The organism is Mycolicibacterium komossense (genome assembly GCF_025822605.1).
GTDB classification, from domain to species: Bacteria; Actinomycetota; Actinomycetes; order Mycobacteriales; family Mycobacteriaceae; genus Mycobacterium; species Mycobacterium komossense.
On record NZ_JACKTY010000029.1, the window covers coordinates 342,848 to 355,947 of the forward strand.

The 13,100-nt window shown below is 65.0% G+C and carries 12 protein-coding genes; 6 read left to right on the plus strand and 6 right to left on the minus strand.

The genetic code is table 11. The features are described 5' to 3' along the window. Position 1: 1 nt before the first annotated feature. Genes H7J73_RS15070 through H7J73_RS15085 form a run of 4 tightly spaced genes read left to right on the plus strand, consistent with a single transcriptional unit; the run spans position 2 to position 2,761 of the window. Positions 2-802, plus strand: a complete 801-nt coding sequence (locus H7J73_RS15070; RefSeq protein WP_264068261.1) for a carbon-nitrogen hydrolase family protein — start codon at positions 2-4, stop codon at positions 800-802. Between the two features lies 1 nt (position 803). Continuing rightward, positions 804-1,475: an RraA family protein gene (locus tag H7J73_RS15075; RefSeq protein WP_264068262.1), complete on the plus strand. Its 672-nt coding sequence runs from the start codon at positions 804-806 to the stop codon at positions 1,473-1,475. A gap of 28 nt (positions 1,476-1,503) precedes the next feature. Then, positions 1,504-2,238, plus strand: a complete 735-nt coding sequence (locus H7J73_RS15080; RefSeq protein ID WP_264068263.1) for a 3-keto-5-aminohexanoate cleavage protein — start codon at positions 1,504-1,506, stop codon at positions 2,236-2,238. 43 nt (positions 2,239-2,281) lie between these two features. Next, on the plus strand, positions 2,282-2,761 hold the full coding sequence (locus H7J73_RS15085) for an Lrp/AsnC family transcriptional regulator (RefSeq protein WP_264068264.1): 480 nt from the start codon (positions 2,282-2,284) through the stop codon (positions 2,759-2,761). Here the strand turns inward: H7J73_RS15085 and H7J73_RS15090 are convergent. Then, the gene (locus H7J73_RS15090; RefSeq protein WP_264068265.1) at positions 2,758-3,237 is read right to left on the minus strand and encodes an Lrp/AsnC family transcriptional regulator; all 480 of its coding nucleotides are present in this window, start codon (positions 3,235-3,237) and stop codon (positions 2,758-2,760) included. The two genes, H7J73_RS15085 and H7J73_RS15090, sit on opposite strands and share 4 nt — an antisense overlap. Positions 3,238-3,450: 213 nt before the next feature. Between H7J73_RS15090 and H7J73_RS15095 the strand changes: the two genes are divergently transcribed. Continuing rightward, the gene (locus tag H7J73_RS15095) at positions 3,451-4,320 is read left to right on the plus strand and encodes an SDR family oxidoreductase (RefSeq protein WP_264068266.1); all 870 of its coding nucleotides are present in this window, start codon (positions 3,451-3,453) and stop codon (positions 4,318-4,320) included. 258 nt (positions 4,321-4,578) lie between these two features. Beyond that, a complete protein-coding gene (locus tag H7J73_RS15100) occupies positions 4,579-5,001 on the plus strand; it encodes a hypothetical protein (protein ID WP_264068267.1) in 423 nt (140 codons plus the stop codon). 1,149 nt (positions 5,002-6,150) lie between these two features. On the opposite strand, the gene guaA is transcribed toward H7J73_RS15100, so the two are convergent. The 5 genes from guaA to guaB all read right to left on the minus strand — a co-directional run bounded on the left by guaA (position 6,151) and on the right by guaB (position 12,935). Next, complete coding sequence (guaA, locus tag H7J73_RS15105) at positions 6,151-7,725, minus strand: glutamine-hydrolyzing GMP synthase (RefSeq protein WP_264068268.1); 1,575 nt, start codon at positions 7,723-7,725, stop codon at positions 6,151-6,153. A gap of 9 nt (positions 7,726-7,734) precedes the next feature. Then, positions 7,735-8,223 (minus strand): DUF1003 domain-containing protein, encoded by a 489-nt coding sequence (locus H7J73_RS15110; protein ID WP_264068269.1) that lies wholly within the window; start codon positions 8,221-8,223, stop codon positions 7,735-7,737. Between the two features lie 70 nt (positions 8,224-8,293). After that, positions 8,294-10,030: a GMC oxidoreductase gene (locus H7J73_RS15115; protein WP_264068270.1), complete on the minus strand. Its 1,737-nt coding sequence runs from the start codon at positions 10,028-10,030 to the stop codon at positions 8,294-8,296. Positions 10,031-10,161: 131 nt separating this feature from the next. Continuing rightward, the gene (locus H7J73_RS15120) at positions 10,162-11,274 is read right to left on the minus strand and encodes a GuaB3 family IMP dehydrogenase-related protein (RefSeq protein WP_264068534.1); all 1,113 of its coding nucleotides are present in this window, start codon (positions 11,272-11,274) and stop codon (positions 10,162-10,164) included. Between the two features lie 65 nt (positions 11,275-11,339). Then, positions 11,340-12,935, minus strand: a complete 1,596-nt coding sequence (gene guaB, locus H7J73_RS15125) for an IMP dehydrogenase (protein WP_276031271.1) — start codon at positions 12,933-12,935, stop codon at positions 11,340-11,342. Between the last annotated feature and the right edge of the window lie 165 nt (positions 12,936-13,100).

The window sequence follows — 13,100 nt, forward strand, 5'->3', positions numbered from 1 at the left end:
CATGCGCGTCGCCATTGCGCAGTTCGGCCCAACCACCGACGTCGACGGAAACCTCGCCGCGATCGATCGCCTGACGGCGCAGGCCGCCGCCGAAGGCGCCGGCCTCATCGTGTTCCCTGAGGAAGCGATGATGACGGTCGACGGACTGGACAAACCGTTGTCCGAGGTCGTGGACGCGACGTGGCCACGGTTCGAGACGTTCATCGCCAAACTTGCTGCCACGCATGGCATTGCGGTGATCGCTGGCGGCTACGAGCCCAACGGGACGACACGGCCCAACAACACCCTCATCGCAGTGACTCCCGAAGGCGGTGTCGCCGCCCGATACCGGAAGCTGCACCTGTACGACGCCTTCGCCTACCAGGAGTCGAAGTATGTGACGCCCGGGCCGGTGCTGCCACCAGTGGTGGAACTCGCCGGACTGCGGGTCGGCCTGGTGAACTGCTACGACCTCCGCTTCCCGGAGCTGGCACGCCATCTCATCTCCGAAGGCGCGGACCTCATCTCGATTTCCGCGGCCTGGCTCGCGGGGCCCCGCAAAGCCGATCACTGGGAGACGCTCGTGCGCGCTCGCGCGATTGAGAACACCGTCTGGGTGGCGGCGGCGGGCAGCATCGCCGAGAACTGCATCGGTGACTCTCTGCTCGTCGACCCGCTCGGCATCGTGAAGGCGTCACTCGGTGAAGAACGCGAAGCCATCGCCGTCGTCGACGTCTCGGCGGCACGCACGCAAGCAGTCCGGCTCACCTTGCCGGCACTCGACAATCGCCGGGTCGCACTGGCGATGACAGTAAGGGATTGACATGCCGATCACTCTCAACCCCGGGCCGTCGCAGGTGGACGGCGCGCTGCTGGACAAGCTCGAACGCGTCTCGTTTCCGACACTCGGGCACTACCTCGAGGAGGGATTCGTCGACCCCGCTCTGGTACGGCTCGCCGGATCCGGCCGCGTCGTGGGCCGGGCGGTGACCGTTCGCACCACGGCGACGGACTCGACGATGCTGCACCATGCCGTCGGCTACCTGGAGCCTGGTGACGTGCTGGTGATCGACACCGGCGGCGACCGGCGCCATGCCCCGGTAGGGCTCGTCATCGCCGCCGCGGCGGCGGCGCGCGGGGCGCGCGGGATCGTCGTCGACGGCGTTGTCACCGACATCGACGAGATCGCCGAAATCGGCATTCCGGTACACGCGTACGGGCTCAGCATGCTGACCACGAAACTGCAGGGCATCGACGCCGGCGGACATCACGTCGGCGTGGTGGTGGGTGGGGTCTCGATTGCACCCGGAGACGTCGTGCTCGCCGATGCCAATGGCGTCTTCGCAGCTGGCGCAAGCGTTCTCGCGGCGATCATCGACATCGCGCTGCAAGACGACGCCGAAGAGCCCGAACTCATCGAGAGGGTCCGTGCTGGCGCGCGGCTCGGCGACGAGACCGGTGCGACGACGACGATCATGTCACTTCCCGGCGCCTGACGGCGCCGCACGACGAGGAGTTGGTTTCATGTTCCTGAAGGCTGCGGTCAACGGTGGGCGCACTCGCAGCGAGGCCCCCACGGTTCCTCTGACGCCCGAGGAGATCGCGCTCGAAGCCGCGAAATCCGTCGCCCTGGGCGCTGCCGTGGTGCACGCTCACGCGCGCACGGCCGACGGTGGTCAGAGCATCCATCCCGACGACGTTGCAGCGATGGTGCGGGCCGTCCGCGCGGCCGACCCGTCGATCATCATCGGGACCACAACCGGTCTGTGGACGTGCAGTGGACACGAGGAGCGTATGCGCTTCGTGTCCGGGTGGCCCGACGGCGCGCTGCCCGATTTCGCCTCGGTCGCGTTCTCCGAGGAGGGCGCCGCCGAAGCTGCCCAGTTGGTACTGTCGCGCGGCATCGTCCTGGAGAGCGCGGTGTGGTCGATGGACGACGTCCCCAGCCTGCTCGAGTCACCGACGCTGCACGACAACGTACGGATCCTCATCGAACCCGAGACCGAGGACGCGCAGCAGGCGGTCGCCGAGTGTCGCGAGATCGCCGGGGTGCTGCGGGCCGCGGGCACGACCTGCTCGATCCTGTACCACGGCTTCGACCAGACCGCGTGGCCCGTGCTCCGCGCAGCCGTCGAGGACGGCGTAGAGGCCCGGATCGGGTTGGAAGACGTGATCTGCGGCTCGGACGGCAGTCCTGCGGACAACGAGGCGATGATCGTCGAGGCATTTACGATCGCCGCGAACCTCCCTGCCCGGTGACCGACGCCCGGCGCTAAGCTCGTCGCGAGGCGGTGATGGTTCCATGTTCGACGACACCGACCGTGCCATCATCGCGATGCTCGGCCGTGACGGCCGCCGGACCTTCACCTCGATGGCCGCCGAACTCGAGGTCAGCGAAGCGACCGTGCGTGGTCGGGTCGCGAAACTGCAAGAGCTGCAAGCACTGCGGATCGTCGCGTTGTGCAATCCGATTACGCTGGGCCACCAGTCGTTGCGGCTGATGATCGAGGTGCGCGACCACACGCCTCGCTCCGTGGCGGTGGCGCTCACGTCGATGCCGCCGATCAATCACGTGGCGCTCTGTACGGGTTCCCGCGACGTCTACGCCGAAGGCACGTGCCGCGACATCAGCCAGGTCCGCGTACTGCTCGACGACGTCCGTCGCATCCCCGGCGTGGCCACCATCGACCTGTACCTACTCACCGAGTTGTTCAAGGACTATTCGTGGGTCGGACTGCGAGGCGGCGTCGGACAGGGATCGACAGCATCGCCTCCGGGTTAGTTTTGCCGGTCGACCGCATCGCGAAAACCTGCCCACAGATAGGAGTCCTCGAGAATCTCGAGGACCATCACCGTCTCGAGTCGCTCGATCCCCCGGATCCGTCGCACGGTCTCATGCACGAACGTCGACAGATGCTCGTTGTCGGCGCAGCGCACATCGAGCACGAGGTCGTAAGCCCCGAGCGCGGCACCGACGAACTTGACCTCGGGGTGCGCCGACAGCTGGCGAGCGACGCTGGCAACGGTTACTCCGCGGACCCGGATCGAGACGTGGGCCTCGACCTCTCCCAGCCTGGTCGCGTCGGGCATGCCGACCACTTGCACGATCCCCAGCTTGCGCAGCCGGTTGTAGCGGGACCGTACGGCGGCTTCGCTGAGCCCCACGTAACGACCGATCTCGCCGAACGATCTACGGCCGTCGATACGAAGCTGGTCGATGATGCGTCGATCGAAGCTGTCCGCGGCCAAGGGATCCATGTACATGATTCTGCGTCGGATCGGCGAGTTCTGCGCGAAAACGTAGCGCATGTTCGAATCGCCCTCCTCACGAATCTTTGGGACATCCGGTGATCACCTACTTGGGGTCCGCTGTGAATGCGCTGCAAAAGACGGAGGACGGGGCGCGCGGAGCCATCCGGATCTACATTGGCAGCAGCGACATTCACCACCACCAGAACGGGACCGACGGCCATGACCAGCCCATCGAGGTTGACGAAAGTACTGATCACCGGTGCGGGCACTGGATTCGGGCTCGAAGTCGCAATGCGATTGGCCGAGAAGGGATTCGACGTCATCGCCGCCGTCGAGATCTACGCCCAGGTCCAGACACTCAAGCGCCAGGCGGCCGAACGAGGCGTCGCGTTACAGGTCGAGAAACTCGATGTCACCAACGACGGTGACCGCCGTAAGGCACTGGGGTGGGATGTCGAGATTCTCGTGAACAACGCCGGTGTGGGCGAGGGCGGTTCGGTGGTCGACATTCCCGCAGCGAACATCCGCAACCAGTGGGAAGTCAACGTCACCGGGCCTCTGCTACTCACCCAGGGGATCGCCAAGCAGATGATCAGACGTGGTGCGGGCCGCATCGTCTGGGTTTCCTCGCGCGAAGGCCTCAACGTCAACCCGTTCACTGGCATTTATGCCGCCTCCAAGCATGCCGTGGAAGCGATCGCCGAAACGATGAAGCTCGAATTGCAGGAGTTCGGGATCGAGATCGCCACAGTCAACCCCGGCCCCTTCCTCACCGGCTTCAACGACCGCATGTTCCAGACACACGAAAGCTGGGAGGACGACGCGTCACAACGACTCTTCGACTACTCCAAGCTCGCGTTCCCCCGAGCGCAATTCGACCCAGAGCCGGTGTACGCCACCATGACCGCGGTCGCCGCAGGAGAAGTCGACGCCTATCGCAACCTCGAGCCCAAATCGATGATCGAAGAGACGAAGAGTCTGATCGAGGCTCCGTGGGGCAAGAAGACCACCGATGGGCTCGGTAGCCGGCCCGATCAGATCCAGCACTCCTACGACATGGAGCCCGAAACCCCGGTCGCACCGAGTTAGGTCAGATTTGCGGTGGCATCTGACTAAAGGGCTTCGCGCACTCCGCGCCGAAGTCGAGTAGCAAGTCAGCCGAAGCTGCCGCCAGATCCGTCGTCTGCTCTCAGCTCATTGCGGCCCTCCAGGAGATCCGCGCACGCCGTCGGCGTGGACAACCTGATCGCCGACCTGCTCACGATGCTGGTGCGGTTGCTGACCCAGACACACTCGATTGAATCGACTGAACGAATGAACACCTGCGGGTAATACCACCACGACCAAATGACTAGTCAAGTCATTACGCGCCGGTACCACCGCTATGTGCTGGACAAATCGGGCGCGCGCGACAAGGTCCTACTCCACGGGCTGGTGGACCGGGTGCCACTCGAACGCGTTCATTACGAAGTTGCCCAAGCCAATGGAAAAGCACCCTTACAGGACGTGCAGAGAAAGCCCATGAATCTCATCGACACCTTGGTCGGCGAGCGGCTGTTCGTCATTGGAAACCTGATAGATAACGGCGCCCGTTTCGAGCCCTGGAATACGCCACTGCCTGCTTCGATTCAGCGCCTCCGCGATATGTACATCGACGGTTACAACGATCCCGACACTTGGCAGTGGGCCTGCTGGCTCAATCTGACCACTAAGGGTGAACATGATTGCGCTACCGCTCGAAAGCGCCTCAACAGCGCATCAGGGACCTGAGCCGGCCGCGCCAACAAAGGCATTGAGCACGACATTGCTCAACATCGCGACGTCCGGACCCAAGACAGCACGTCGGCTCGATTCAACGAACACGGATTGCTGAATGAGAATCCCACGTCCTGGAACCGAAGTTCTCGCCGCGAAATAGCTGTGCTGAGCCCAAATCCAAAGGCCCGCAGCCGCAAAGCAACCGGTGCTGCGAACCGCACCAATCCTGTCTGCAGGAGACGACACCAACGGCACTGTTTCGATATCGACAGCCCCGAGGTCGACCAACGTGCAGCCTGCGAGCTCCAACAGCATTTTCGAAGCTACAGCACCGGAGTATCCGTACACTGCGATCGTCTCGCAACCATCCCTTCCACCGTCGGGCTGCGGGCCGCAGACGGAAATCCGCCAGGGTTGGCCCGATCTGCCTTCAAGTCGGCCCGAGCGCCAACCCGCCGGGAGATCCAGGCCTACGAGCCAGCCGGGCATCTGCTCTCTCGAAAGTTGTTGTAGATCAATGACATACCGCGATACCAAACCTACCAATGATGAGGCGGTGGAAACCCTGCCCCACTCCTCCGACGGCAGATCGACTGAGCCATTGCTCGTCATGGGCTAAGCACCCACTTACCCAACTCTCCGATTCCGGCCAATATCCCGATGCCGATACCGCCGATCACACCGATTACGCCGATGTCCTCCGGGGCGACTGGCGGAGCCCCTGCCCCTATCGTTGGGCTCGGCAAGCTGGGAAAAGGTAGTGGCTCCGGTGAAGACACCGCTATCGGTGCTGGGGCCGGCAATGGGGCCGGGTTCGGCTGCGGTGCTGACTGTGCCGGTCTCGGCCGCCGGCGAGTCGCACCTTGCTTCCAGCACGACCAGACCATCGATATCTGCTTCGAGCAAACCCATCTAAAGGCTATAACTAGGACGCGCGAATCGCGTTTACACCAATTTTGAGTGCCAACAGAGAAGCGACGCAGCAACGCCTCGCCACTTGAATCTGCTGGCGTGAACTTCGGCGACCTGAGTTGGCCCGCTTGGAGCGACATTCACCGAAGCGCTGACGCAGATTCGCTCGCTAAACGGGCAGAAGGACACCCGACTTCGGTCGAGTGACCGGTGGGACACGTGTAATCCCACCGCCCTCGCGCCGAGCAATTACTCCCACTCGATGGTGCCCGGCGGCTTGCTGGTGATGTCCAGCACCACCCGGTTGACCTCCGGCACCTCGTTGGTGATTCGGGTCGAAATACGTTCCAGCACTTCGTAAGGCACCCGCGTCCAGTCCGCGGTCATGGCGTCCTCACTGGAGACCGGCCGCAGTACGATCGGATGCCCGTAGGTGCGACCGTCGCCCTGCACACCGACAGAACGAACATCTGCGAGCAAGACCACCGGGCACTGCCATATCTGCGCGTCCTGGCCGGCCGCGGTCAGCTCTTCGCGGGCGATCGAGTCAGCCCTGCGCAGGGTATCGAGCCGCTCAGCGGTGACTTCACCGACGATGCGAATACCGAGGCCAGGGCCCGGGAAGGGTTGGCGCCCAACGATTTCCTCGGGCAGGCCCAGCTCCCGCCCGACCGCGCGCACTTCGTCCTTGAACAGCAGGCGCAGCGGCTCGACGAGCTTGAACTTGAGATCAGCGGGTAGGCCGCCGACATTGTGGTGACTCTTGATGTTGGCAGTACCGGTACCACCGCCGGACTCCACCACGTCGGGATAGAGCGTGCCCTGCACCAGGAACTCCGTCTCCGCAGAGTCCGGGGTGTCCGCCATGGCGTCGCGCACCGCACCTTCGAAGGCGCGGATGAATTCGCGGCCGATGATCTTGCGCTTGCCTTCCGGGTTGGTCACACCAGAGAGCGCGTTGAGGAAGGTTTCTTCGGCGTCGATAGTGACCAGCTTGGCGCCGGTGGCCGCGACGAAATCGCGTTGCACCTGCTCCCGTTCACCCGCGCGCAGCAGCCCGTGATCGACGAACACGCATGTCAGGCGGTCACCGATGGCCCGCTGAACCAGGGCCGCCGCCACTGCCGAATCCACTCCGCCGGAGAGGCCGCAGATCGCGTGACCGTCGCCGATCTGCGTACGCACCTGCTCGACGAGAGCGTCGGCGATATTGGCTGGCGTCCACGCGGCGTCGATCCCGGCGAATTCGTGCAGGAAGCGGCTGAGCACTTGCTGGCCGTGCGGGCTGTGCATCACCTCGGGGTGGTACTGCACACCCGCCAATTGGCGGACCCGGTTCTCGAATCCCGCGACGGGCGCGCCGGTACTGGTGGCCACCACATCGAATCCGTCCGGCGCGACCGTGACAGCGTCGCCGTGGCTCATCCACACCGGCTGCATCTCCGGTAATCCTGAATGCAGATCGCCGCCAACGACTTTCAGCTCGGTGCGACCGTACTCGCTGGTGCCGGTGTGGGCGACGGTACCGCCGAGGGCCTGCGCCATCGCCTGAAATCCGTAGCAGATGCCGAACACCGGAACCCCGAGGTCGAACAGCGCAGGGTCGAGCTGCGGGGCACCGTCGGCGTAGACGCTGGCCGGGCCACCGGACAAGACGATCGCCTGCGGGTCCTTGGCCTTGATGTCTTCGACGGTGGCGGTATGCGGGATGACTTCGGAGAACACCCGCGCCTCCCGCACCCGGCGGGCGATCAGCTGGGCGTACTGCGCGCCGAAATCGACGACAAGCACAGGGCGCGGTGACGAGGACGATCCGGATTCCACTGGCCCAGTCTAGTGGTGACCGGCGGATTCTCCGTCCACGACAGCCACCGACTGGTGGTTCTGCACCGGGTTGGCGCCCATATATTGGTGCACCGCTTTGGTCAGTTCGAGAATCTGTTGGGACAACTCGATCAACTGGCAGTTCTGCTTGTCCTCTTCCTGAACCAGCTGCCACTGGTGATCAGCAATCACCTGGCGCTTCGAGTCCGCACGATTCTGGCTGATCATGACGAAGGTGGACAGAAAAATCGCCTCCAGCGAGACGATCATGGTCAGCAGCCCGAACGGGTAGGAGTCGAACCCGATCAGCGTGCCGAACACAATCCAGACGACGAACCAGACGATGTGCAGATAGACGAACGCCATCGACCCGGCGAATGTGGTGATCTGGTCGGCGACCCGGTTCTGCAGGCTGTTGGCCCGTTCCTCGGCGTGCTTGAGCAGAGCCGGGTCGAGCGACCGATGGTGTTGCGCACTCTTAGGAGCCTCGATTGACATGGCTCACGGTAACCAGCCGCAGCCGTCGCACCACTGCTGAGCAGCGTATTCACAGCGATATAACAGTCGGCTAGCCCGCCGAGGTGACCGGGGTGATCGGCAGCCGGCGCAACGCCGCGGGAGCGTCGGCGGGCACCACCGGATGCTCGGGTGCGATGGGTGCCAGCCGCCGATACGGCTCACCCTGGGCGGGGCGCTGGTCGGCCTGCCCCTTGTTGGGCCACAACGATGCCGCACGTTCCGCCTGGGCGGTGATGCTCAGCGACGGATTCACCCCGAGGTTCGCCGAGATGGCGGACCCGTCCATGACCGACAGCGTCGGATACCCGTGCACCCGCTGGTAGGGGTCGATGACACCACGGTCGGGAGTCTCCGCGATCGCCGCACCGCCGAGGAAATGTGCCGTCAACGGAATGTTGAACAGCTCACCCCAGGTGCCGCCGGCCACGCCGTCGATTTTTTCGGCGATTCGCCGCGTGACCTCGTTACCCACCGGAATCCAAGTCGGGTTCGGCTCGCCGTGGCCCTGCTTGCTGTCGAGCATGCGGAACCCGAGCTTGGTCTTCCTGGTGAACGTCGTGATCGAGTTGTCCAAGTTCTGCATGACAAGCGCGATCACGGTGCGCTCGCTCCAGCGCGTCGGGTTGAGCAGCCGCAACGTGCCCTTCGAGTCGGATCGGGCATTCTGGAACAGCTGCTTCCAGCGCGGCACGTCGGTGCCCTGCGGCCCGGCGCCGTCGGTCATCAACGTCTGCAGCAGTCCCATGGCGTTGGAGCCCTTGCCGTAGCGGCAGGGTTCGACGTGCGTATCCGCGGTCGGATGGATCGATGACGTGATCGCCACGCCATGGGTCAGGTCGAGGTCGTCGGAGACTGCCAGCCGGCCCGCACCCACGATGGATTCCGAGTTGGTCCGGGTCAGCGTGCCCAGCTTGTCGGACAGCTTGGGCAGCCGGTCCGTATCGCGCATCTTGAACAGCAGCTTCTGCGTGCCATAGGTGCCTGCCGCGAGGACCACGTGCCGCGCGGTGAACGTCTTGCGCTGTCGGCGCAGTTTGCTACCTGTGCGCGCAGTCCGGACCTCCCAGAGTCCGTCGGCCCGCTGCTCGAAGCTCTTGACCATGGTCAGCGGATGGATGTCCGCCCCAGCCGACTCCGCCAAGCCGAGATAGTTCTTCAGCAGGGTGTTCTTGGCGCCGAACCGGCAGCCGGTCATGCACGCGCCGCACTCCAGACACCCGGTCCGCGCCGGCCCTGCGCCGCCGAAGTACGGGTCCGGCACGGTCTTGCCGGGCGTTTTCTCGCCGTCGGCACCGAAGAACACCCCGACCGGCGTTTGCACGAAGGTATCCCCGACGCCCATGTCATCGGCGACTTCCTTCATGATCCGGTCGGCGTCGGTGAACGTCGGGTTCGTCACGACGCCGAGCATCCGCTGCGCCTGGTCGTAGTGCGGCATGAGCTCGTCGCGCCAGTCGGTGATGCCCTTCCACTGCGGGTCGTTGAAGAACGGGTCCGGCGGCACGTACAGCGTGTTCGCGTAGTTCAGCGATCCCCCACCGACGCCGGCGCCCGCCAGGATCATCACGTTGCGCAGCAGATGGATGCGCTGGATGCCGTACATCCCGAACTGCGGCGCCCACAGAAACTTGCGCAGGTTCCAGGAGGTTTTCGCGAAATCGAGGTCCTCGTAGCGTCGGCCCGCCTCCAGTACACCGACGCGGTAGCCCTTTTCCGTGAGCCGCAAAGCGCTCACAGAGCCCCCGAAACCCGATCCGATAATCAGAACGTCGTAGTCCGGTTCCATCACGCCATTATGAACTTACCGGCGGGTAACAATCTAGAAAGGTAACCCTAAGTATGCCGTCCCGCGAGCAGACGCAAATCACCCCGATACTGGCGGCAAAAAGGGGACTTTGTGTCTGCTCGCGAGGAAGCTTAGGACCCGACGGCCAGGCCGACCTTCTGGAATTCCTTGAGATCGCAATACCCGGCTTTGGCCATCGACCGGCGCAGACCACCGACCAGGTTCAGCGTGCCGAACGGATCATCGGAGGGGCCGGTCAGCACCTGCCGCAACGACGGCCGATCACCCACTGCGATCTGCAGCAGTGCACCACGCGGCAGCGACGGGTGCGCAGCCGCGGACGGCCAGAACCAGCCGTCACCGAGCGCCTCGGACGCTGCCGCCAGCGGAGTGCCGAGCACGACGGCGTCGGCACCGCACGCGATGGCCTTGGCCAGTTCACCTGAGGTGTGGATATCCCCGTCGGCAAGCACATGCACGTAGCGGCCGCCGGTCTCGTCGAGGTACTCGCGGCGAGCGGCGGCGGCGTCGGCAATCGCGGTGGCCATCGGCACGCTGATGCCGAGCACCTCGTCGCTGGTGGTGACACCCGACGTCGACCCGTAACCGACGATGACGCCGGCGGCGCCGGTGCGCATCAGATGCAGGGCGGTGCGGTGGTCGAGCACGCCGCCGGCCACCACCGGAACGTCGAGTTCGGAGATGAAGGTCTTGAGGTTCAGCGGTTCGCCGTCGGACGCAACGCGCTCGGCAGAGATGATGGAGCCCTGGATGACCAGCAGATCGATACCGGCCGCCACCAGCGCCGGCGTCAGCGACTGCGCGTTCTGCGGGCTGACCCGGACAGCCGTGGTCACCCCGGCCTCGCGGATACGCGCCACGGCCGCACCGAGCAGTTCGGGATCGAGCGGCGCAGCGTGGAGCTGCTGCAGCAGCCGGATCGCCGCGGACGGGTCATCGGACGCCGCCGCGGTCTCCACGACCTGGGCCACCTTGGCTTCGACGTCGACGTGCCGCCCGATCAGTCCCTCGCCGTTGAGGACACCCAATCCGCCGCTACGTCCCAGCTCGATGGCGAATTCCGGCGACACCAGGGCGTCGGTGGGATGGCTGACGACGGGGATCTCGAAGCGGTATGCATCGAGCTGCCAGGTCGTCGACACATCCTGCGACGACCTGGTGCGTCGAGACGGGACGATGTTGATGTCGTCGAGTTCATAGGTCCGGCGGGCTTCTCTGCCCATGCCGATTTCAACCGTGTCGCGCACTGGATCCCCTCTTCGCGCAAGCGCTCATCGCTAGCGGTTCCCTAGCGCGTGTAGTAGTTCGGCGCTTCGGCAGTCATCGTGATGTCGTGCGGATGGCTCTCCTTGAGACCCGCCGCCGTGATCCGCACAAACTGCGCCTGCTGCAACTCTTCGATAGTCGCCGCACCGGTATACCCCATTGCGGCGCGCAGACCACCGGTCAACTGGTGAATCACGGTCGACAGCGGGCCGCGGAACGGCACCCGGCCTTCGATGCCCTCGGGCACCAGCTTGTCTTCGGAGAGCACGTCGTCCTGGAAGTAGCGGTCCTTGGAGAACGATCCGCGAACGGCCCCGGCAGCGCCGCGGCCCTGCATCGCACCCAATGAACCCATTCCGCGATAGCTCTTGAACTGTTTGCCGTTGACCAGGATCAACTCGCCCGGTGCCTCGGCGGTGCCGGCCAGCAACGAGCCGAGCATGGCCGTCGACGCGCCGGCGGCCAGCGCCTTGGCGATATCGCCGGAATACTGCAGCCCGCCATCGGCGATCACTGGCACCCCCGCAGCCTTACAGGCCGCGACCGCTTCGAGGATCGCAGTGATCTGCGGTGCGCCCACGCCGGCCACCACGCGGGTGGTGCAGATGGAGCCCGGCCCGACACCGACCTTGACCGCGTCGGCGCCCGCCTCCACCAGGGCGAGCGCGCCCGAGCGGGTGGCGACGTTACCGCCGACGACCTCGACCCGATGGCCGGCTTCGGCTTTGAGCTTGCCGACCATGTCGAGCACCAGCCGGTTGTGGGCGTGGGCGGTATCGACGATCAGCACGTCGACACCGGCGTCGACCAGGGTCATCGCCCGCACCCAGGCGTCCTCACCGACACCGACGGCGGCACCGACCAACAACCGGCCGTCACTGTCCTTGGTGGCGTTGGGGTGCTGCTCGGTTTTGACGAAATCCTTGACGGTGATCAGTCCGGTCAGCCGGCCGTTGCCGTCGACGATCGGCAGCTTCTCGATCTTGTGGCGACGCAGCAGGCCGAGGGCGGCGTCCGCGGTCACGCCTTCACGGGCGGTGATCAACGGGGCCTTGGTCATCACTTCGGCGACCGGCTTGTTCTGGTCCACCTCGAACCGCATATCGCGGTTGGTGATGATGCCGACGAGAGCGCCTGAGCCGTCGACGACAGGGAGCCCGGAGATCCGGAACCGCGCGCACATCGCGTCGACCTCGGCCAGCGTGTTGTTCGGCGAGCAGGTGACCGGATCGGTGACCATGCCGGCCTCGGACCGTTTGACGGTCTCGACCTGCCCGGCCTGTTCGGCCACCGGCAGGTTGCGGTGCAGTACGCCCATACCGCCGGCACGGGCCATCGCGATGGCCATCCGCGACTCGGTCACGGTGTCCATCGCGGAACTGACCAGCGGCACCTTGAGGCGGATCTTCTTTGTCACCTGGCTGGAGGTGTTCGCGGTCGCAGGCACCACATCAGAGGCGGCAGGCAACAGCAGGACGTCGTCGAACGTCAGACCCAGCATCGCGATCTTGTGGGGGTCGTCACCGCCCGTCAAGACGGCGTCGTCGGGGAAGCCGTTGGCGCGCACGCGCAGGGCTGTTCCGGCACTGCCTTTGGCGTCGGAAAAAGGTTGAGACATCAGTGGGGCCTCCATCAGGCATGCCTGGAGCAAACATGCCTCCACAAACGAGCGGAGCGAATGCCCCATCCTATCGGCTGCTCCGACCGTTCCGGGCCCGCCCGGCACCTGCGCCACGCTCGGCGAACACACCGAGGTGCGCTGGCGCGATTCCAGCGTGGCTGC

What these genes read in the sequence shown, in the direction of transcription:
- H7J73_RS15075 (WP_264068262.1), top strand. Translation starts at nt 804, where the DNA reads ATGCCGATCACTCTCAACCCCGGGCCGTCGCAGGTGGACGGCGCGCTG.
- H7J73_RS15095 (WP_264068266.1), top strand. Translation starts at nt 3,451, where the DNA reads ATGACCAGCCCATCGAGGTTGACGAAAGTACTGATCACCGGTGCGGGC.
- H7J73_RS15115 (WP_264068270.1), bottom strand. Translation starts at nt 10,030, where the DNA reads ATGGAACCGGACTACGACGTTCTGATTATCGGATCGGGTTTCGGGGGC.
- H7J73_RS15120 (WP_264068534.1), bottom strand. Translation starts at nt 11,274, where the DNA reads ATGGGCAGAGAAGCCCGCCGGACCTATGAACTCGACGACATCAACATC.
- H7J73_RS15090 (WP_264068265.1), bottom strand. Translation starts at nt 3,237, where the DNA reads ATGGATCCCTTGGCCGCGGACAGCTTCGATCGACGCATCATCGACCAG.
- H7J73_RS15070 (WP_264068261.1), top strand. Translation starts at nt 2, where the DNA reads ATGCGCGTCGCCATTGCGCAGTTCGGCCCAACCACCGACGTCGACGGA.
- H7J73_RS15100 (WP_264068267.1), top strand. Translation starts at nt 4,579, where the DNA reads ATGACTAGTCAAGTCATTACGCGCCGGTACCACCGCTATGTGCTGGAC.
- guaB (WP_276031271.1), bottom strand. Translation starts at nt 12,935, where the DNA reads ATGTCTCAACCTTTTTCCGACGCCAAAGGCAGTGCCGGAACAGCCCTG.
- H7J73_RS15080 (WP_264068263.1), top strand. Translation starts at nt 1,504, where the DNA reads ATGTTCCTGAAGGCTGCGGTCAACGGTGGGCGCACTCGCAGCGAGGCC.
- H7J73_RS15085 (WP_264068264.1), top strand. Translation starts at nt 2,282, where the DNA reads ATGTTCGACGACACCGACCGTGCCATCATCGCGATGCTCGGCCGTGAC.
- H7J73_RS15110 (WP_264068269.1), bottom strand. Translation starts at nt 8,223, where the DNA reads ATGTCAATCGAGGCTCCTAAGAGTGCGCAACACCATCGGTCGCTCGAC.